The organism is Bacillus sp. FSL W7-1582, from assembly GCF_038593325.1.
Classification (GTDB): Bacteria; Bacillota; Bacilli; order Bacillales; family Bacillaceae; genus Bacillus; species Bacillus altitudinis.
The window spans coordinates 3,609,073-3,630,267 of record NZ_CP151987.1; the positions used below are offsets into that span (position 1 = coordinate 3,609,073).

The window sequence follows — 21,195 nt, forward strand, 5'->3', positions numbered from 1 at the left end:
GCGCAAAATCAGCGCATGTCTTTTTCTTTGAATTATGAAGGATATTCACTCGTGTGAATGTCTGTTTTCGGTTTTCTAATCAGTGACATCAATCCAACGATTAGCAACAAGATCATTGGAACGAAAGCAAGACCTACAGTTCCAATTAAAAGAGTCACAGCCGAAACCAAGAAAAGAATACCAGAAAGCACGGCACGGCGGTCTGTTTTCAAGACAATCACACCAACAAGGGCTAAGACAGCCGCAATTGCGGAAACAACCATAAACTGAACGCCAAAGGCATGAACCGAAGCTTCAAGTGTTTCAACTGGCAAGGCGCTGCCTTCCTCTTGTAAAATTTCATTCATTTCTTCATAAAATGCTGGGTCCACAGAGAGCATCAATGCCCCAAAACCAACACCAATTACGTTGAGGACAATACTGATAATCCCCATAATTTTTTCACCTTTACGCTTAATCATTGATAGAAACCTCCTAAAAAGTTAAATTAACCTGTTTTTACTTCTCGCTTTTGGAAGACGATTAAAGCAACCGCCAAGAAGATGGCCCAATAAATGACTAGGACCGTTAGTGAGAAACCTAGGGACATGCCTTCGATAACAGTAACCTGTTCCATAAAGTATTGGGATGGATCATTTGCGAATAACAAATATTTTGTCCAATCAAAGAAGAGCATTAAAATACCTGTAATCGTTCCACCTACAATATAAGCTAACACACTAATGGCAATGGAGATAGCTTCACTTCTGAAAATTGTTGATATAGCGAACGAAAGTGTCCCTAACACAACAAACATTGCGCAATTAGCTAAATAATAAAAAACCATATTGGCAAACTGCGAACGTTCAATCACTTCACCATTTTGATAGATCACACTCACATAATCAGTATTGAGTCCGAAGAAAATGGCACCCAATATAAATGACAAGATAAACAGCACCACCACCAGTAGAAGAGCATACAGTTGCACCGTAATATATTTAGATATTAAGATTTTTAGTCTTGATGGTGGGCGAATCAATAATAATTTAATTGTACCATGCTTGTATTCAGCCGAGACAATGGTGGAAGCGATAATGATCACAAACACACCTACAAGCTGAAGTAAACTGGCGTTTGTTTTCACATAGTCCCATACACTGTCGCTAAACTGATCAGCTGGCGGCAAGTTATGCTTAATTCGATAATCATTAATAGCGATCTCTTTTTCAAGGTTTCTTTTAAAGTAACCATTTTCTATTTCTTTGAGTTCCTTCTTGTTCTCAGTATTCATCATCTCTAGCTGGGCTTTCCATGCTCCAGATGATTGATCTTCGTCGTTTGTTTTAAGTGCAAAAATCAACGTCGCAATCATACCTAAAACAAGAAGCCCAACCATAATCCAAGTACCCACACGATAACTGATTTTCATCCACTCGTTTTGAATGAGGCGAATCATACGTCTGCCTCCTTTTTACCTGTTAAGCTTAAGAACTTATCTTCTAAGGTTTGTTTTTCTATTTTGATTTCGTACAAATGAATAGAAGCCTCGCTCAAATGACGAATCAATTGTGGCATTTTCTCTTCTAGGATGGAGAAGAATAAGTACTGCTCCTCTTCTCTAACTGTGATGCCTTCCTCAAATGCTTTAATGAGCTTTTGAGTTTCTTCTAGCTCACTTGATGCTACTTTCATACGATAGTTGACCAAATCATCCTGCTTCGTCTCTGCACGCTGATCCTCAATCGCAATCAGCTTTCCTTTTTGGATAATGGCGAAACGATCACACATCAATTCCATTTCTGACATGAGGTGACTTGAAACAATGACAGCAAGCCCTTCTTCCTTTGCCAGCCTTCTCAAGTAATCTCGTATCATACGAATTCCCTCTGGATCTAGTCCATTGGTCGGCTCATCTAAGATTAGCAGTTTCGGTTTATGTATCAATGCCTGAGCAATCCCCAAACGCTGCTTCATTCCTAATGAAAACGTACGGACACGCTTATGTTTCACATGCTGCAAACTAACTAGTTCTAGCAGTTCATCAATTCGACCTTCATCCACTTTTCCATTCATTCTGGCAAAATGAACAAGGTTTTGTCTTGCCGTTAAATGATTATACATTTCTGGATTTTCAATAATTGCACCGACATCTTGGATGGCATGCTGATATGAGGTTTGAATACTATGACCATTAATCAGAATGTCACCGGATGTAATGGGAGAAAGACCGACCATCATGCGAATGGTTGTCGTTTTTCCTGCGCCATTCGGTCCTAAGAAGCCAAAGACTTCGCCCGCTTGGACAGAGAAACTCAAGTCTTGAACAATCTTTTTCCCGCGAATATGCCTAGATACATGTTGCAGTTCTAAAACGTTCGTCACGTTACCTCTCCTTCTTTGTCTAAGTATCATCTATCATCTATTTCCTGATAAACACCATGATCCGTCAAAAATAGAAGAACACTTCCATATGGTACAGCAATGCCCAAAAGTTGTGAAGGGGATTAGGCAAAATTTAGAGAATCATCTGCCTTTTTTAAGGTAGAGTTAAGAAAAGCGTGAATTTTTATAAGAAAAGAGGCTTGATTTTTTAAAAAAAGAATGATTTTCAATAGGTACATATGTATGAAATGATGTTTAAGATTATACCTTTCACCTATAAATATCGAAATAAAAAAGAGGCTGATGATCGACAGCCTCTTTTCATATATTATACTTTCTTCACAAACTCCGATTTTAACTTCATTGCGCCAAAGCTAGGAATTTTACAATCAATGTTATGATCGCCTTCGACTAAACGAATCCCTTTGACCTTCGTTCCTATTTTTAAAACCGAAGAAGAACCTTTGACTTTTAAATCTTTAATCACAGTGACCGTGTCACCATCACTTAATAGATTTCCATTCGCATCTTTGACAACAAGCTGTTCCTCTGCCGCTTGTTCTTGTTCTAGCGACCATTCATGCGCACATTCTGGACAAATAAGCATGCTGCCATCCTCGTATGTATAGGTTGAACTGCACGATGGACAATTCGGTAGATTAGACATTTGTGTTTCCTCCAACTTTCTTTTTCATTTAGAACCATTTTACCACATTTCTATAGAAAGGAATGTGATAGAAAAGGAAACATTTTTCATCATTTACTTATCTCTTCCAAATGTCATGACAGCCGCAATATTCCTTGCTGTTCTCTCTACATGCACACTAGCATCATGCATGGCTTCAGCCAGAGTCGTGACGCCAGGGACAATACTAAAAAGTGCATCAATGCCATGATCATGTACGACTGCACTGTCTTTTGAGAGGGACCCAGCGATGCCAATGACAGGGAGTCCATATTGTTTCGCAGCTTTGGCTACACCGATCGGCGTTTTGCCGTAAATGGTCTGCTGATCAATCCGCCCTTCCCCTGTAATGACTAGGTCAGCGTCCTTTAGTATGTCAGCAAAATGTACGGCTTTCAGTACAATATCGATTCCCTTTTGAAGATCAGCCTGTAAAAAGCCTAATAAACTCGCGCCCAGTCCTCCTGCCGCTCCTGCACCTGCAGCCTCACCAAAGGAGACATGAAGATGCTGCTTAGCCACTTGTGCAAAATGAGATAAATTCTTGTCCAACAGTTGAACCATTTCTGTATCTGCTCCCTTTTGAGGACCGAACACAGCAGACGCTCCTCTTTCACCCGTTAATGGGTTGTCCACATCACACGCTACTTCCAGACGGACTGATTGCAATCTTGGATCCAGTCGAGATAGATCAATAGAAGCTAATTGATTCAGTGATCCACCGCCCGGCGTGAGGTCTTGGCCTGCTTTATCGAGAAAAGAAGCACCTAAACCTTGCATCATGCCAACGCCGCCATCATTTGTTGCGCTTCCGCCAAGCCCAATGATTAAATGCTTCGCTCCTTTATCCAGCGCTGCAAGCATTAATTCTCCTGTCCCTCTAGACGTCGTGAATAAGGGGTTCCGTTTTTCTGGCGGGACAAGATGTAATCCTGATGCTGCTGCCATCTCTATGACAGCTGTCTGACCATCTCCCAACATACCAAAAAAGGCATCCACAGGTTTGCCAAGCGGGCCCGTGACCACTTGCTGGACAATCTTCCCGCCTGTCGCATCCACTAACGATTGAACTGTGCCTTCTCCTCCATCTGCCATTGGGATTTTCATATATTCTGCGTGTGGCAAAATAGAACGAAATCCTCGTTCGATGGCACATGCTGTCTCATAAGCAGATAAACTTTCTTTAAATGAATCTGGTGCGATCACAATTTTCATCCAAAAACCCCTCGTTTCTCATTAAGTCCTCAGCCGAACAGCTGGAAAATACCAAAGATAATGGTCGATACCACAGTTAATGTCAAACCAATTAACGATTCAAAGGGCATTAATTTCAACCGTTCTTTTATATCCATTTGAACACTTCCCGCCGTTGCATGGAAAAAGCTTCCGTGCGGCATATGGTCTAGCACAGTTGCGCCAGCGTGAATCATAGCTGCGCCTGAAAGGGCAGATACACCAAGACCAATAAGAGTTCCGCTAAATACACCACTTGCAACTGCCGCCCCTGCAGTTGTCGAAGCTGTGGCTGCCGACATAAAAATTCCAGACGTTGGTGCAAGCAAGTAAGGAGGTAATCCCGAAGCGTCAAGCGCCTGAATAAATACCTCTTTCATGGAAGAATTCGATACAATTCCAGCTAATGTACCTGTCCCTAGTAACATGATCGCTACACCTGACATTTTATGCAGCCCTGACATCGCATAATCATTGAGAAACTTCCCTTTTTTCATGAAAAGAGCGCCAACAATTCCTCCTATTGGTAAGGCAATCATTGGATCAATATTTATTTGAAACAACGGTCTTAAGGCTAACAAGAGAATGGTCACAAGCGGGCCTATAAGCGCTTGTAGAAAACCAGGTACTTGAACCTCGCCTTGGTCAGCTCCCTCTTCCAGAACAGGTGTCCCTTTATTCGCAAGCTTTTTGGCTAATACATATGTGACGGCTATCCCGAAAATAGCCGGTATGACACCTGCCGCCATCAGGGAAGTAAGCGGTACACCAAAGGCATCAGAGGCTGCAATGGCATTCGGATTCGGTGACATGATATTCCCCGTCTTCCCTCCTCCAATCATCGCAAGTAAAATCCCCGTTTTAGAAAGTTTTGCACGCTTGGCAATGGCAAGTGCGATTGGTGCTACTGTAATGACTGCTACATCTACAAAAACACCCACCGTTGTTAAAATCATTGTTGCAAGTGCGAGTGCTAAAAGTGCCCTCGCCTCTCCAAGTTTTTTCACGATGGCCTCCGCAATAGATAACGCTGCACCCGACTCAATTAAAACCCCTGCCAGTACACCTGCCGCCATGATTCGAAGAACAGCCGGAATCATGTCCTTTGCGCCTTCCATCATGACGTTCACGGTCTGCACAACATCTACACCGCCAACCAAACCGCCAATAAATGCGCCTGCCAGCATGCCATAAGCAGGTGATACTTTTTTTAGAATGAGAACAATAGCGATCACAAGCGCAGTCAATGCGCCCAATGTACTTACTGTCACATCTCCACCCATACTCCATCCCTCCTGATTGTCTTTTCTTAATTGTAAGCGTTTACCCATTGGGATCGAGTTGTGAATCTAGATGAACTTCTTTTATTTATTTCTTTATCCAGTTGTGCAAATGCACAATTAAGACAGTTGATGGTCCAATTGTGCTATGTACAGCTCCATCAACTGTTTCACATGACGAGGATCTTTTCCGGTCAATGCCTGGATTTTATCTAAACGATATCGCAGTGTATTGCGGTGAATAAATAGACGATCAACGATTCTTTGTAAGTCCCCGCCCTCTTCAATGTAAACCTTTAACGTTTGAACGAGTTCCGTTTCTTGTATCAGCGGATGATAAAAATCACTCCACCGTTTGCCCTCTTTGGCGGCTCTCGCTTTTATAAACAAGCTTTCAAGCTGATAAGATTCAAAGACATATATGCTTTCCTCTGGATGGAGCACCTTTCCTAACCGCAGGGCCTCTCTCGCATGCTGAAAGGACAACGGTAATTGACTCATATCCTCAGCGACAGTTCCTACACCCACGAGCACTTGTCCATCAACTGCACCTGCCATTGTTTGTTGTAGCTGTTTCATCACATGCTTGAATTGATGGTCACATATCGGCTGTCTTAACAGGATCAATTCATGACGGAAGGTCATGCCTAGTAAATCATCCGCATTCTTATCGTATTGAATGGCATGCATCATTTTGTGTACCGTATCCTCGGACGATGGAATCGGCTGAAAAACAATAGCCATTCGCCGCTTGTCTAAATCCATTCCAAGCCAGTCAGCACGGTGCTTCAGCTGATGATCACCCATGTCAGACTCGGAGATGAGCTGATTCACAATTTCACTCTCTATTCGCTGCCGCCACTGGAAGCGTTCAAGTAGAAAAGACTGCTCTAATACGAGCTCAGCTGCCATTTTCACCAGCTCGGCATGATGACGAATATCCCCTGGCTCACCCGTAATCCCAATGACACCAACAACTTGTTCGCGAAAGCAAATAGGCAGATTGATTCCAGGTCTCACGCCTTTTAAGCGGTGGGATGTCTCCTGATCAATCTCCACACTATCTCCGCTTGACAGCACTAGACGTGCTCCATCATGTTTTTGTCCAATCCTTTTTCGTTCACCAGACCCAATAATGACACCATCCGCATTCATGACATTGATGTTTTGATGTAAAATATGCATCGTACGTTCAACCATCTCTTGCGCCAATTCACTGGTTAAAAATTGCATTCAGCATCTCTCCTGAAGGGGTTTTCATTCAATGTATCATAGTGTCATTGCACAATAAATGCAAAGCTGAAAAAAACAGCCGTTGACAAAGATACGCCAAAAAGTGTTTAATCAAATCAAGGGACCGACCGACAGTCTAGTCAAAAGAAAGGATGGCTTTATGAGAACCGTTAAACATCCTGAGGAACGCAAAAATGACATCTTAAATGCAGCAGAGAAGCTTTTTTCAACCAAAGGCTATCAGCAAACCACAATTATTGACATCCTCAAAGCCGTTGGCATTGCAAAAGGCACATTCTATTATTACTTTACTTCCAAAGAAGAAGTGATGGATGCAATCATTGACCGGATCATAAAAGCAGATATCATCGAGGCAAAGCGTATTGCCGCTGATCCAGATATCTCAGTGGTTGATAAATTATTTCGCATCATCATGGCACAATCTCCTAAACAGGGCAGCCATAAAGAAGGCATGATCGAACAATTTCATCAGCCTGCTAATGCAGAGATGCATCAAAAAAGCTTGATCAAAGCCATTACAGAGCTATCACCCGTTTTAGCAGAAGTCATTCAGCAAGGGGTAGAAGAAGGGATATTTCAAACGGATTACCCGCAAGAAACTGTCGAATTTCTCCTCGCTTCTGCTCAGGTTATCTTTGATGAGGGACTTTTCCAATGGACCGCAGCGGAAAGCATACAACGAGCTCTAGCATTTATCGCAATCCTTGAAGCCTCATTACATGCAGAAAAGGGAAGTTTCTCCTTCCTTCTCCAACGTTTAACTGGAGAACCGGAAGACAATAATCAGTGATTGGTCACTTCAATACCAATCCTGCATACATTATAGACTGACGGTCGGTCTAAAAGGAGAGTGATTTTCATGTCGTTATCAGCCAAAAATGGCTCCACCCATTTTATCTATCTCGTTCTCGGGCAAATTATTTCCGTTTTCGGGTCTTCCTTGATTCGTTTTGTTCTATCTTTACACGTCTTGGATATGACACATCGTGTTGATTTATATGCTCTGCTTTTCGCTTTATCCAATATCCCGCTCCTCCTTTCGCCATTAGCAGGAGCAATTGCTGACCGGTTTAACAGAAGAAATTTGATGATTTTATTTGATGTTCTTACTGGCATTATGATTCTGGCTTTTTATTTCTGGTTATTTTCAGGTCATGATTCACTTTATATGATTGGAGCCGTCATGATTCTCCTTGGTGTCATGAGTACGTTTTATGCTCCTGCTGTGATGTCCAGTATTCCTCAGCTAGTGAAAGAAGACAAATTAGAACAAGCGAATGGCATCGTGAATGGCGTGCAGGCCCTTTCAGGTGTTGTCGCTCCTATCATTGGCGGCGTTTTATACGGACTCATTGGGAGCCAGGTCATCATAGGCGCTAGCAGCATTGTATTTTTTCTATCAGCATGCATGCTTTTACGGTTAAATATCTCTTTCTCACCTAGCCCACTCGCAGAACCGATGACCAAAGTACTCTTGAAAGATATGAAACAAGGATTTTCCTATATCGGAAGCCAGCCATTTTTAAAAAGAGCCATGCTGCTTGCAGCGCTGCTAAATTTCATCCTCACACCATTTTTTATCGTTGGAGGTCCCATTATTTTAAGGGTCACAATGAAAAGCAGTGACATCATGTACGGAATAGGAATGGGTATCATTGAGTTTGCCGTCATCGCAGGCGCCCTGCTAGTTGGGCTTGTAGCGAAACATTGGCGCATTCCTACTTTGTATCGCTGGCTGCTCGTCATCGCAGTCATTTTGCTGCCTGTTGCTTTTTCAACATCCAAGATGGCTCTTCAATTTGGTACATTTCCAGCCTATTTTCTCTTTTTAGCAGGGTGTCTCCCAATTGCCATGCTGCTCACCATGATTTCGATCGTTGTCATCTCACATGTGCAAAAGAAAACACCCAATGCTCAATTAGGAAAAGTCATGGCCAATCTGACAATGGTCTCTCAATGTGCTGCACCGCTCGGTCAAATGATGTACGGGTTCTTGTTCAACACTTTTTCCGCCAGCATGTATGTGACCGTGTTAATCGTCAGTGCCTTGATGTTTGCACTTGCCTTCCTTACAAAAAATATGCTTCGACATGAAGGAGAATCAGCCTCATGAGATTGACGTTTATCAAGAAAGACCTAACCCGCCACCGTCTCATTTCAATCGGCTTAACCCTTTGCATCATGATGACATCATTTTTAGCAACAAGCGCTGCGCAAATGACGGTCCAGCTGAATGGTTCCATTTCTGATCTACTCCAATCAGCCAAAGCACCAGACTTTGTCCAAATGCACGATGGCAGCTTAGATGAAAAAGCGGTCGATATATTTTCAAGTAAACAGTCGATGGTAAAGGCACATCAAATTGTTCCAATGATTCCGATCGAACACGTCAGCATCAAGTTCGGGCAGGAGCCTGCTCAAGCGGGTGTGATGGATCATTTATTTGTAAAACAAAATCGCTATTTTGATTTTCTTTTAAACGAACGAAATGAAAAGCTCACTGTAAATAAAGGAGAAGTAGCAGTCCCTATTTATTTTCAACAAAAATACCACTTAAAGATTGGCGAAAGGTTACTCATTACAAAAGGCTCTCATCAATTCTCTTTTCAAATCAAAACGTTCTTACGAGATGCCCAAATGAATCCAAGTCTTGTCAGTTCAAAGAGATTTCTTCTGCATGATGCGGACTGGGCGGCACTGAATCAAGTGTTTCAAAAAAAGGAGTACTTAATTGAATTTTTATTGCATGATGCTGGTCAAGCAGATGCTTTTCAATCACTCTATCAATCATCTGAGCTGCCACAACAGGGGCCTGCTGTCACATTACCCCTGCTTCGCATGCTGAATGCCCTAACAGATGGTATGGTGATCGCCATTCTCCTTCTTGTCTGCTTTCTACTCATTAGCATTTCTCTCCTCTCTCTTCGTCTCGCTATGACCGCCGCTATAGAAGAGGATGAACGTGAAATTGGAATCTTAAAAGTACTTGGAATCCCTTTATCAAAAATCAAACAATTATACGTTGGGAAATATGCTGTGCTTGCCTGTATAGGGTGTATAGCAGGATATTTAATGACGCTCATGTTTGGTGATTTGTTTACAGCCAATATTCAGCAATATATGGGGAATCGCCTCTCTTTTATTCATCAGGTGATCCCGCTTTTGGTATCAATTTTGACGGCAATGATCGTCATCTCATTCAGCTATACTGTCCTAAGGAGATTTGGTCAAATATCAGCCGCTCAAGCCATTCAAGGCGGCATAAGCTCACCAAGCCGTAAAAAACAAATTCCTATGCACCTCCAGAAAAACAGATTCCTCCCAGTCAATTTTTGGTTTGGTTTGAAAGATCTGTTCTCGCGAATAAAGGTGTATTCAACAATTACCTGTATTATTGCGCTTTGTACATTTTTAATGTTAATGCCGATTCAGTTATGGTACACATTACAATCACCCGATTTCGTCACATATCTTGGCTCAGGAAAAAGTGACCTTCGAATTGATATTCGGCAGGGAAACCATTTAGAGAAAAGTACAAATAAAATAGAGTCTATGATTAGCGTAGACCAAGACATTCAAACATCTGCCGTCTATGAAACAACTTCTCTACAAGCCAAAACAATGGAGAATACACTAGAAACGCTCTATTTAGAAACAGGTGATCTATCAGCATTCCCTCTCACCTATTTACAAGGAAGGGAACCGTTGAAGGAGGAAGAGATTGCTTTATCGGTGTTGAGTGCTGCCTCACTTCAGAAAAAGATAGGCGAAAAAGTCACTCTCGCCACAAATGGACAGCAAGTTCAAAAAATGGTTACCGGCATTTATCAAGACGTCACCAACGGAGGGAAAACAGCTAAAGCATTATCTCAGCCTTTTCCGCATTCATCCCTTTGGAAAACCATTCAAATACAATTAAAACAAGGAATAGATATGGCAGGAAAAAAAGCAGCACTTGAAACAAATATATCTCCTGCAAAAGTGACGGATATGAAAGAATATGTGCATCAAACAATAGGAAGCACCGCATCTCTAGTAAAAGTGATTGCATTATTTTCAACCATCGCAGCTTTTGGAACAGCCAGCCTCATGTTAATAATGTTTCTGCACATGTTAAGGGCGAAAGATTTAAATCGTACTCACTTGTTAAGGACGATTGGTTTTTCTCAAAAAGATTTAACCTATCAATACTTAACAAGTTTTATCGTCGTTCTCTCTATTGGTGCCTTCATTGGAGCAATCGCTGTTCATACTATTGGTCCGGCGTTGATGAGTGCAGGCGGCGCATCATTAGGAGCATCCAGCCTTCAGTGGTTAGCCCCGAAATGGGTTTGGATCGTGTATCCTCTCCTGCTGTTTATGGTGAATTTAACTGTCATCTCGTGGTTATTGAAGTCCTTTTTTTCTAGTAAAATCAGCCGTCATACACTTTCATAAGGAGATGTTTCACATGGAACAATTAATTGAAGCGAAACAATTGTCTTTACAAATTGATTCATTAAAAGGACAAAAACAGACCATTCTTAGAAATATTCACTTAACCATTAAACGTGGAGAATTTGTCACCATTATGGGACCTTCAGGGTGTGGAAAAACCTCTTTGCTTTATCAACTTAGCGGTATAGAGACATCCTCCAGAGGAGAAATCAAATATAAAGGTCAACTGCTATCAGAAATGACAGACAAACAGTTAACAGCTTTGCGCTTATCAGAGATGGGATTCGTCTTTCAACACAGCCACTTACTAAAAAACCTCAATCTATTTGATAACATCATTGCTGCAGCTTACTTAGCGAAGAAAATGCCGAGAAAAGAAGTCAATGAACGAGCAAAATATCTAATGGAGAAACTTGATATTGATCATTTAGCTGATAGATATTTATCAGAAGTATCAGGAGGACAGCTCCAAAGAGCCTCTATCTGTCGAGCTCTTATGAATGAACCAAACATTCTTTTTGCCGATGAGCCCACAGGTGCTCTTAATTCAAGCACCACAAAGGAAGTCATGGATATTTTTTCACAAATCAATTCTGAAGGAACAACTTTGCTTCTCGTCACCCATGATCCAAAAGTGGCCCTTTGCTCTGAAAGAATTTTGTTTATGAATGACGGTGAAATTTCAGCCCATTTAAATTTAGGAAAATACGATCGCTTCACCGCTGAGAAACGAGAGGCCTTGTTAAACAAGTGGTTACAAAACTTAGGGTTTTAATTGGTGTCAAACAGGCAGCTTTCTGCCTGTTTTATTTTTTCTTACACTCAAAGGAGTAATCCATAGTCAAACTATTTGTTTCTAGTATGATTTTGCCGTCTTCTTGTTGACAAGATTCTGTCAGCAACTCAATTTCTTTGCTATAAAAGTATCTCTTTGAGATATAAAGAGTGACTAAAACAAGTAAAAGCGTCGTCATCACAATTGTCATTTGCCAGTTTAACATTTGAAATCTTTTTTTCATTTCAACATCCTTTCTGAAAGGTCAACACTTGTCTCGGATATTCACCTTTCTCAGTAACTACCAGTTTCTTTTCCAAAATCATCTAGCAACATCATAACTGATTTTCCCTTCTAGATCGACCTTTCATTGTTCTCCTCTCATAGCTAAAATAGCTTTATTTCATATATTCAGATGGTATTTTCGACCATAAACTTAAAACTAATAGTATCTATCACGTTTTTAGACTTCCAAAAAAAGATTTTACTCATTTGAATAAACAATCAATCATCATTACAATAACGTACATCTCATGACATAAGGTCCTTTTTATTACCTCCTGTCAATCACCTCCCAGAAACGATTATATTTTACCAAAAATTGTGATATCGTTTTTTATTGAAACAGGCGAAAGGATGTTAAAGAGGTGAAATTTCCATGAAAATCATTTCAGCTGAACAGGTGGGGAATCGTTTAAATGATTGGCGAATTGCCATTCGTAAGCATGATGTACACAATGCAAAGACAATCTACACAGAATTAAAGGAATTACTTCAAGAGATGGAAGAGAATCAGGAGGTCTTGACCTACTATTCATTGCTAGAAGGCAAGTTTAAGCTCATGTTATATGAACGAAGGGGTAAAAAACTGAATGAACCGACAGTGCTAGAATACCCTTCTAAAACAAACGACTTAATTGAATACTATTTTTACCTATATAAAGCCCTTTACGCTTCATATAACAGAGACTATGCATCAGCCATCGGACTGTTTAAAATTGCTGAGAAAAAACTACAAAACATTCCTGATGAAATAGAAGTAGCAGAATTCCATACGAAGGTCGCAAACCTATATATGATGCTTCGCCAAAGCCTGATTTCACTTCATTATATTCAGAATGCCATCGATATTTTCAAAGGTCATGATGGCTATGAAAGAAGACTGGCAGCAGCTTTTGTGATCGCAGCCACCAACTTCATGGATATTGGCGATTTCGAAAGAGCTGAGAATTACTACACAAAAGCATTACACATCTCAAATCAATTAAACGATCATTTTTTAGCATCACAGCTTTATCACAATATCAGTATTCTATATGCCGAAGTTGGAGAATCAAAAAAATGTATTGATGCCCTAGAAAAGGCTCTTAGTGATGATGACTACCTTTCATCTTGTTATTTCGAACACTCCATGTTTATGTTACTAAAAGAGCTACTCTCCATTGATGAAAAGTCGCAAGCTCTCTATTATTTTGAATTAGTCAAACAAAAACAAGAAATAGACAGAAACCCCATCTATACAGCAAAAATGAATTTTCTCTATCACCTATATTTCACTGAAGACATATCCAAAAAAGCTCAAACCTGTTTCGATGACATCAGTATTCTGAAAGAATTAAAGGATGTTGAAGGTGCCCGTGAATTAAGTGCACTAGCTGCCAAACACTTTGAAGAGCTAGGTTCAATTCACCAAGCATACCTCTTTTTGAAGGATGCCTATCAATTAGAACACACTACACTTAATTGGAGGAATTATGATGAAAAAAGTGAGTTTACTCATTTTCGCTTTAGCCATCGTTGTTTTCGGACAAACGGTGTCTTACAATTCGTTAAATGATACAAATCTTGGCCCAACAGAACGACCTATCGGAACATAAACCTATACAATACAAATAACCACTTGCCTCATTACAAGGCAAGTGGTCCACATTTATTTTAGTTCTTGATAAGAAATGAGGCGGTGAATATGTACCGCCAGATACGTAAGTTCGTCATTTGGAATAACAATACTATGCACCTGTTTAATATAATCTTTGATTTTGAAAGCTACATCCATCGCTTGAGGATACAAGTGTGCAATTTGTTCAAACAACTCATTTTCTTGATCTGATAATAATTTATTTGCGTAAAATCTTTCAACAAAGAATTTCACATGTGTAATAAATCGGCTGTAATGAATATTCTCTTGATCCATTTTCATATTCAACGTATAGCGGACGAGATTCACAATACTTCCAATCATCTTGGCATACTTCATGCCATCTTTAGAATCGGACTCTTCACCTAACGCATTAATTAAATGGAAGGCGATATTGGCCGCTTCTTCCTTTGGTAATTGTATGCCCAATGTATTGTTGACTAACTCAAGCGCATAATTACCTACTTCAAATTCTTCGGTATAGTAGTTTTTGATTTCCCAGTATACTCGATTTGTAATATTAATATTCTTCTTGTGCCGTTCTACTGCAAAATTCAAGTGGTCCATCAAGGTAAAATAGACACCAGAATTCAGACTCGAGTTTAAGCGTTTTTCAGCATATTGAACAATATGCTGAGTTAAATCGATAAACTCTTGTGGCATTGAATCTAATAGTTGGAGAAATTCCTTCGCTCTCATGTTATCGACAGACATAAACACTTGATCTGCCTTCTTTTCTTCAATCATTTGACCTGGTTTTTGTCCATAACCAATCCCACGGCCGAATAGAACCATCTCCTGTTGGTTCTGATCTTCAGCCAGAACCACACTCGAGTTTAAAACTTTTTTGATTTTAAACATCGTCATCACCTGTTTTCATGATTGTGGTTTTTCAATCAAGCGATTCACCATTTGTTTCAATGACCTTTTTGTACCAATAAAATGAGTCTTTACGAGAACGTTTTAATGTACCGTTTCCATCGTCATCTTGATCTACATGAATGAACCCGTATCGTTTTGACATCTGTGATGTACCTGCACTAATAATATCAATTGAGCCCCAGCTCGTATATCCGAAGAGGTCAACGCCTTCTTCCACCGCTTCTCTCATTTGGCGGAAATGCTCTTTGAAATAGTTAATACGATAATCATCGTGAATTGATCCATCACTTTCAACAACATCTTTTGCACCCATGCCGTTTTCTACAATGATCAGTGGTTTTTGATAACGATCATATAATTCTATTAAAGAAATTTTCAGACCAACCGGATCAATTTGCCATCCCCAATCAGTAGATGGAAGGTAAGGATTTTTGACCCCACGGATGGTATTTCCATCCGTTTTTTCTAATCCTTCATCAGCTGATTCAGTTAAAGACATATAGTAGCTGAACGAGATAAAATCTACTGTATTTTCTTTTAAAATAGAAAGATCATCTGATTCCATTTGGATATGAATGTTTTTTCTCTCAAGCATGCGCTTGATAAGCGGCGGGTATTCACCAAATACCTGAACATCTGCATAGAAATAGTTTTCTAAGTTTTGTTTCAATGCCCGCTCCACATCATTCGGATGACAAGTGTGCGGATACGTTGTTAATTTTGTCAGCATACACCCTACTTGACTGCCTGGTATGATGCGATGACAATCTGCTGTTACGAGTGCAGAGGCAATGAATTGATGATGGAGTGCTTGATAAACCGTCTCTTCCTCTTTCCCTTCTGGACAGCGATCAGGAATAATTCCTGCTGTAATAAAAGAGTGGCGGTGAATACTATCTATTTCATTAAAGGTCAGCCAATATTTCACATCATGTTTATAGCGTTCAAAACATACATTGGCGAACTTAACAAAGAGATCAACGACTTTTCTTTCAACCCAGCCATTATATTTCACGCTCAGTGCTAACGGCATTTCATAATGTGACAGTGTCACAATCGGTTCTATGTTGTGTTTTTTCATTTCTGCAAATAAACGATCGTAAAATTGGAGTCCTTTTTCATTTGGTTCGTTCTCTTCTCCAGTTGGGAAGATACGGCTCCATGCAATAGAGATGCGAAGAGTTTTAAAGCCCATTTCAGCAAATAGAGCCAAATCCTCTTTATAGTGATGATAGAAATCAACACCTCTGCGTTTTGGATACTTTTTATCATCTGGGTCTTTCATCGCTCGATCTATATTTTCAGAAGTAACAGCTAGATGCCCTTCATAATCTTCTACACTCAAATTAGACCGGTACATCGCAATATCAGCAACAGATGGGCCCTTTCCATCTACATTCCAAGCGCCTTCTGCTTGGTTGGCGGCAATGGCGCCGCCCCATAAAAATCCTTTTGGAAAACCTTTTATTGTCGTCATATGTTTAGCCTCCTAATTGGGTGATAACCATCAATGTATCTTGGCGATTGACCTCTTGTAATGGCTGTACCTTAATATCATATTGATCTGTATTCGTGATGACAGCAAGCGTAACTGGATCGTATCCTGCTTCCATGATTTTTTCTACATCAAATTCAATGAGTAAATCCCCTGCTTGTACACGATCTCCTGCCTGCACTTTTGGATAAAAATACTGTCCTTCCAACTGTACAGTATCAATGCCAATATGGAATAATACTTCAACCCCTTTGTCCGTTTTCATACCAAGTGCATGGTTTGTTTCGAACAGCAAGGTGACCTCACCATCTACTGGTGCATATAACGCTCCTTCTGAAGGAATAATGGCAATTCCGTCTCCCATGACCTTTGAAGAGAAAATATCATCTTTTACTTCAGCTAGAGAGATCATTTGACCAATCACAGGGCTTTTGAAAGTTTCCCCTGCTCCAATTTGTTCAGCAAATGCATCTTGATCATTTGTCTTTTCTTCTACTTTTTTATCCTTACCTAATACAAAAGCAGCGATAAAAGCAACAACGAAGGAAATGACAGCTCCAATGACAGCAAACATTAGATTTCGTGGAAGCTCATCTGATATAAACATCGACATACTTGCTAATCCAGGACCAACAAGTACAAAAGCTTGTATACCAACTAATCCAATGAAGATCCCGCCAACAAACGAACCAATCATGACACTTCCAAGTACGCGTTTATTTTGAAGTGTCACACCATACAAAGCAGGCTCTGTGATGCCAAAAAATGCTGAAATTCCTGCCGAAATAGCTGTTGATCTGAGTACCTTGTCTTTCGTGCGTAGTGCCACTGCGAAACATGCTCCACTTTCCGCAATATTATGCGCAAGTGATGCTGGTAAATAAAGTGCTTCTTTCCCGAGGTTCCCCATCGTTGTCACTGCATAAGGGACCATTGCTTTGTGCATGCCTGATGCAACCATAAACGGGAGTACCGCTGCTAAAATTGCAACAGCTACCCAGCCTACTGTATTAAACATCGCAAGAATAACGGATGAAAACCCTTGTCCTGCTGTAAAACCAAGTGGTCCTAATAACAGTAACGTAACGGGTACAGTAATGACTAATGACATCATTGGGACAAAGAAAATCCGAATTGGTTTTGGTGAAAATCGTGTGAAGAATTTTTCCATTTGAGCGTAAAGCAATACAGAAAGGATTGCTGGAAACACTTGATACGCATAAGCTATATTTTTTACGTCGAATGACATTAATTGCGCACCTTCAGTAAGCATGGCTGTCATGTTCGGAAGAAGGAGTGCACCGACTGCTGATAATGCGACCAGTGGGTTTACCTTTAGTTTATTTGCCGTTGTGACAGCGACTAGTAATGGCAGGAAGTATAGTGGTGCGTCACCCACCATGTTCAGTATTTGATAGGTTTGGCCTTTTGCATCCACCCATCCTAATAAAGAGAAGAGGAGAAGAAATGATTTTAAAATCCCTCCGCCTGCGATAGCCGGAACAAGCGGCTGGAAGACACCCACAATGAAATCTAATAGAACTGTGCCTGCTTTTCTTTTTTCTTTTGGCTGATTGGATGGCATGCTTTGCCCAGACGAGCTGCCGCCCATTAAATTTGTTACCTGTTGATACACTTCAATCACGTCATTCCCAATGACCACTTGGCATTGTCCTGACATTCTGACAGCTATGACACCTGGTGTTTTTTCTAATGCTGGTACATCTGCTTTTTTCTGATCAATTAGTGTGAAGCGAAGTCTTGTTGAGCAGTGTTCAAGGTGCGCAATGTTTTCTTTACCACCTACATGCTGTAAAACATCTTTGGCGACTTGTGTGTAATCCATTTTTTCTCCTCCTTTTCTCATACATGAGACCTATATTTTGGCAATAAAAAAAGGATCTAAAACGACAAATTAAAGAAATTCATCGTTTTTAGATCCTGCCTGCATGACCAGTCACATGTCTAATTTATTTATATTGGATTTGTTTTTAGTATATATTGATTATATGAAAGCGTCAACATTTATTTTTCTGAAATTTATTAAGGTCTATATACCCAAAATACTTTTCTTTATTTACTTAAAGCAACTCTTTTGTTCCTTCTATCATCAATCAACAAAATGTTTCTCCATAAAAAACCAGATAAGTTGATTCACTCATCTGGTTTAAGATGCCTATTTTCTCTTTTCTTCTGCTTTCTTTTTAAATGCTTTCGCTTGTTTTTCATATTCCTTTTTCGTGACAGCTTTTAACTCTACTGAATCGCCTGTCATGATATATGGTCTAGGGAGTTTTTTAAATTCCTGATACGTGAAAGCTTTTATCTCTATAGTACCGTTAGTCTTTTTAATTGGCAGTTTGATTGATTTTGCATCTCGATCAGTCGAACCTATAATGACACCTCGTTCAATTATAGGATCGTAGCTCATGTCTAAATAGTCTCCACCATCAGTTTCGCCCCCGACCTCTAATTTCATTTCTTTATATGGCTTACAACCATCTTCAGAAACAGTTGTTATTAGAAAAGAGCCGAGCCATCCATTCTCAATATGCATGCTTTCAACTTGTAAAAATAGTTGTTTGTCCTCTGCCGTATATAGAAAACCATATACCTTCGCCACTTTATCCCTGAAGTGTCTCATATTGTCATAAAATCTAGTTTCTGAAGTATCAACTAGATGTTGATGTCGAACTTGAAGTTTTTTGTGATACGAATCTAGCTTTTTTCGATTGATTGCTTTATATATTCTGCTTTTCTTATCACCTTGTTTTTTCACAGATAGGTCTTTACCGGACATTTGAACTTCGTATATGATTGTTTCTTTGCCTTGTTTGACTCGAAATTCATAACCGTTTTCCTTTGAACTCCCGGACACTACATATTGTTTTTTATATATTTTGGGATCCCACCATATTTCTTCTATATACTTTTCATTCAAATGCCCCGTTACTTTGCCTTTATTCTCAGATATCTCAAACCAGCTCATTTTATCCTTCGTTTTATACGCAAATGCATAGGCATGATTCAATGAATTCTTTTGTGCGATTGCTTGATATGCTGTCCAGCCGCCTCCACCTAAGACGAGTACTGCCAGGATAGACACGACCCACATTTTCAATTTACTCATAGGTACCTCCACTAATATATGATTTAAAATATCTTCATTATCCCTATTTATTCAACTAAATTCTGATCGCCCTGAAATGCCATTCACAACAATCATCTGTTCCAACACGATCTACTTTTGCCATTCTTTCGCCTTCTTTTTGAATGCTTCCGTTTGTTCTTGATATTCCTCTTTCGTGACCGCTTTAAATTCTATAATCCCGCCTGCCATTTTAAAAGGAAATTTAATGTATGTTGCGTCTCGGTCAGTTTCCCCTAAAATAAAACCCTTTTCAATTGCAGGATAAGTACTCAAATCAAACATTATCCCATCTGAAACTCCACCTGCTGTATGTTTCGTTTCTTTATAAGGTTCACCACCATCTCCTGGGGCCTTTCTCATTAGAAAAGAACCTGCCCATTCAGACTGCATATACATTCGTTTTACTTTTAGAAATAGTTGGTACGAACCATCCTCTGCCGTATACAGATAACCATAAGCGCCTGTTACTTTCTTAATGAAGTTTCGTACATAATCATGAAATCTATTTTCCGTGTCATCCATCAGTTTCTCATATCGAGTATGAATGTCCTGTTGAACAGCACGTAGGTTTTTTTGATCAATTGCTTTGTATGTGATGCTGTGCTTTTCACCTTGTTTTTTCACAGAAAGATCTTTTTCGGCAAGGTGAACTTCATATGTGACCGTTTCTTTCCCTTGCTTCACATAAAATTCGTAACCGTTTTCAATTGATTTTCCGGTTAATTGATATTTGTTGATAAATAGATTGGGATCATAATGCCTTTGCGGATTTTCCTCTAAAATGGTTTCGTTCAGCTGGCCTGTTACTTTTCCGTTTCTCTCCGTTACCTTGAACCAGTTCACACGATCATGAGTCTTATATGCAAAGGCGTAGGGATGATTCAAACCACTCTTTTGTGCGATTGCTTGATAGGCTATCCAGCCGCCTCCACCAATCAGTAGTACCGCCAGAATAGTCATGATCCAGATTTTCGATTTACTCATATGTCCCCTCCAAACTATGATCGTTCACTCTATATGAAGGATTCATCTCATTGATTAACAAATCAGTGATCTCTTCACCTCCTTTCTAGCATTTATTTTTTTCTCATACCTCTTGTATCTGCAGTTATACATCGTTTATTATATATCTAAATGATATATCTTTTAGATAGGTGTGTTAATCAATGAAAAAATACAATGATACGACGTATGCGATTTTGGGGATTTTAACGACAGATTGTAAGTCTGGGTATGAAGTGAAGCAATTAATTGATAGGAGCTTGCATCACTTTTGGAAAATTAGTTATGGACAAATTTATCCAGCTTTAAAGTTAATAGTCGAGGAAGGGCTTGCGAAGGTTTCACCCACTTCTACAACTGGCCGCTCAGACAAGCGGGAATATCATCTAACTGAAAAAGGGCTGGACACGTTGAGGCAATGGCTGGCGCAGCCGCTCGATCAAGTACCATCAGAACGAAATGAGGTGTTATTAAAGTTATTTTTTGGTCAATATCTTTCGTTTGAGAAAAAATTGGTGCTTTTACAGGATTATGAGAGGCAGCTCCGTATCCGTTATGAGACATATGTTGCGATTGAACAAAACATTCAAGAGCTGTATCCAGATGAAGCTGATGCGAAGTATTGGCTGTATACGTTAGATTACGGAAAGAAAGTGGCGCAGGCTGGAATTGATTGGTGCGTGGAGACCTGTGAATCAATGAGGAAAGAAGGGTGAACA

At 40.0% G+C, this 21,195-nt stretch carries 18 protein-coding genes; 6 read left to right on the forward strand and 12 right to left on the reverse strand.

Annotated elements, in window-relative coordinates:
- Positions 1–32 precede the first annotated feature (32 nt).
- The 7 genes from NSQ11_RS18610 to NSQ11_RS18640 form a co-directional block, all read right to left on the reverse strand.
- Entirely contained in the window at positions 33–461 is a 429-nt protein-coding gene (locus tag NSQ11_RS18610; RefSeq protein WP_007497283.1) for a DUF4064 domain-containing protein, read from the reverse strand.
- A gap of 26 nt (positions 462–487) precedes the next feature.
- On the reverse strand, positions 488–1,438 hold the full coding sequence (locus NSQ11_RS18615; RefSeq protein WP_035703987.1) for an ABC transporter permease: 951 nt from the start codon (positions 1,436–1,438) through the stop codon (positions 488–490).
- Positions 1,435–2,364, reverse strand: coding sequence for an ABC transporter ATP-binding protein (locus tag NSQ11_RS18620; protein WP_035390031.1), 930 nt, complete (start codon positions 2,362–2,364; stop codon positions 1,435–1,437). Before NSQ11_RS18620 ends, NSQ11_RS18615 begins: the two co-directional genes overlap by 4 nt.
- A 328-nt stretch (positions 2,365–2,692) precedes the next feature.
- Positions 2,693–3,031, reverse strand: a complete 339-nt coding sequence (locus tag NSQ11_RS18625) for a zinc ribbon domain-containing protein YjdM (protein WP_017359922.1) — start codon at positions 3,029–3,031, stop codon at positions 2,693–2,695.
- Positions 3,032–3,124: 93 nt separating this feature from the next.
- Positions 3,125–4,264, reverse strand: a complete 1,140-nt coding sequence (locus NSQ11_RS18630) for a glycerate kinase (protein WP_342501196.1) — start codon at positions 4,262–4,264, stop codon at positions 3,125–3,127.
- A 29-nt stretch (positions 4,265–4,293) separates the two neighbouring features.
- Complete coding sequence (locus NSQ11_RS18635) at positions 4,294–5,565, reverse strand: GntP family permease (protein ID WP_342501197.1); 1,272 nt, start codon at positions 5,563–5,565, stop codon at positions 4,294–4,296.
- 117 nt (positions 5,566–5,682) lie between these two features.
- Positions 5,683–6,795, reverse strand: a complete 1,113-nt coding sequence (locus NSQ11_RS18640) for a sugar diacid recognition domain-containing protein (protein WP_035703978.1) — start codon at positions 6,793–6,795, stop codon at positions 5,683–5,685.
- A gap of 160 nt (positions 6,796–6,955) precedes the next feature.
- On the opposite strand from NSQ11_RS18640, the gene NSQ11_RS18645 reads away from it, so the two are divergent.
- The 5 genes from NSQ11_RS18645 (at position 6,956) to NSQ11_RS18665 (ending at position 13,865) form a co-directional block, all read left to right on the forward strand.
- Entirely contained in the window at positions 6,956–7,606 is a 651-nt protein-coding gene (locus tag NSQ11_RS18645) for a TetR/AcrR family transcriptional regulator (protein ID WP_035703974.1), read from the forward strand.
- 69 nt (positions 7,607–7,675) lie between these two features.
- Positions 7,676–8,929, forward strand: a complete 1,254-nt coding sequence (locus NSQ11_RS18650; RefSeq protein ID WP_035703969.1) for an MFS transporter — start codon at positions 7,676–7,678, stop codon at positions 8,927–8,929.
- Entirely contained in the window at positions 8,926–11,253 is a 2,328-nt protein-coding gene (locus NSQ11_RS18655; protein ID WP_050826778.1) for an ABC transporter permease, read from the forward strand. The genes NSQ11_RS18650 and NSQ11_RS18655 overlap by 4 nt, the downstream gene beginning before the upstream one ends.
- Positions 11,254–11,266: 13 nt before the next feature.
- Positions 11,267–12,028, forward strand: a complete 762-nt coding sequence (locus NSQ11_RS18660; RefSeq protein WP_017368394.1) for an ABC transporter ATP-binding protein — start codon at positions 11,267–11,269, stop codon at positions 12,026–12,028.
- A 658-nt stretch (positions 12,029–12,686) separates the two neighbouring features.
- Complete coding sequence (locus tag NSQ11_RS18665; RefSeq protein WP_050826779.1) at positions 12,687–13,865, forward strand: tetratricopeptide repeat protein; 1,179 nt, start codon at positions 12,687–12,689, stop codon at positions 13,863–13,865.
- A gap of 93 nt (positions 13,866–13,958) precedes the next feature.
- On the opposite strand, the gene NSQ11_RS18670 is transcribed toward NSQ11_RS18665, so the two are convergent.
- The 5 genes from NSQ11_RS18670 to NSQ11_RS18690 form a co-directional block, all read right to left on the reverse strand.
- Positions 13,959–14,807, reverse strand: coding sequence for a PRD domain-containing protein (locus tag NSQ11_RS18670; protein WP_008347382.1), 849 nt, complete (start codon positions 14,805–14,807; stop codon positions 13,959–13,961).
- Positions 14,808–14,838: 31 nt separating this feature from the next.
- Positions 14,839–16,305: a glycoside hydrolase family 1 protein gene (locus NSQ11_RS18675; protein ID WP_008347383.1), complete on the reverse strand. Its 1,467-nt coding sequence runs from the start codon at positions 16,303–16,305 to the stop codon at positions 14,839–14,841.
- Positions 16,306–16,309: 4 nt separating this feature from the next.
- The gene (locus NSQ11_RS18680; protein WP_017368397.1) at positions 16,310–18,169 is read right to left on the reverse strand and encodes a beta-glucoside-specific PTS transporter subunit IIABC; all 1,860 of its coding nucleotides are present in this window, start codon (positions 18,167–18,169) and stop codon (positions 16,310–16,312) included.
- Between the two features lie 330 nt (positions 18,170–18,499).
- Positions 18,500–19,453, reverse strand: a complete 954-nt coding sequence (locus tag NSQ11_RS18685; protein WP_035390045.1) for a hypothetical protein — start codon at positions 19,451–19,453, stop codon at positions 18,500–18,502.
- 111 nt (positions 19,454–19,564) lie between these two features.
- On the reverse strand, positions 19,565–20,458 hold the full coding sequence (locus NSQ11_RS18690; RefSeq protein WP_212338942.1) for a hypothetical protein: 894 nt from the start codon (positions 20,456–20,458) through the stop codon (positions 19,565–19,567).
- 182 nt (positions 20,459–20,640) lie between these two features.
- On the opposite strand from NSQ11_RS18690, the gene NSQ11_RS18695 reads away from it, so the two are divergent.
- Positions 20,641–21,192: a PadR family transcriptional regulator gene (locus tag NSQ11_RS18695; RefSeq protein ID WP_017368401.1), complete on the forward strand. Its 552-nt coding sequence runs from the start codon at positions 20,641–20,643 to the stop codon at positions 21,190–21,192.
- The last annotated feature ends 3 nt before the right edge of the window (positions 21,193–21,195 follow it).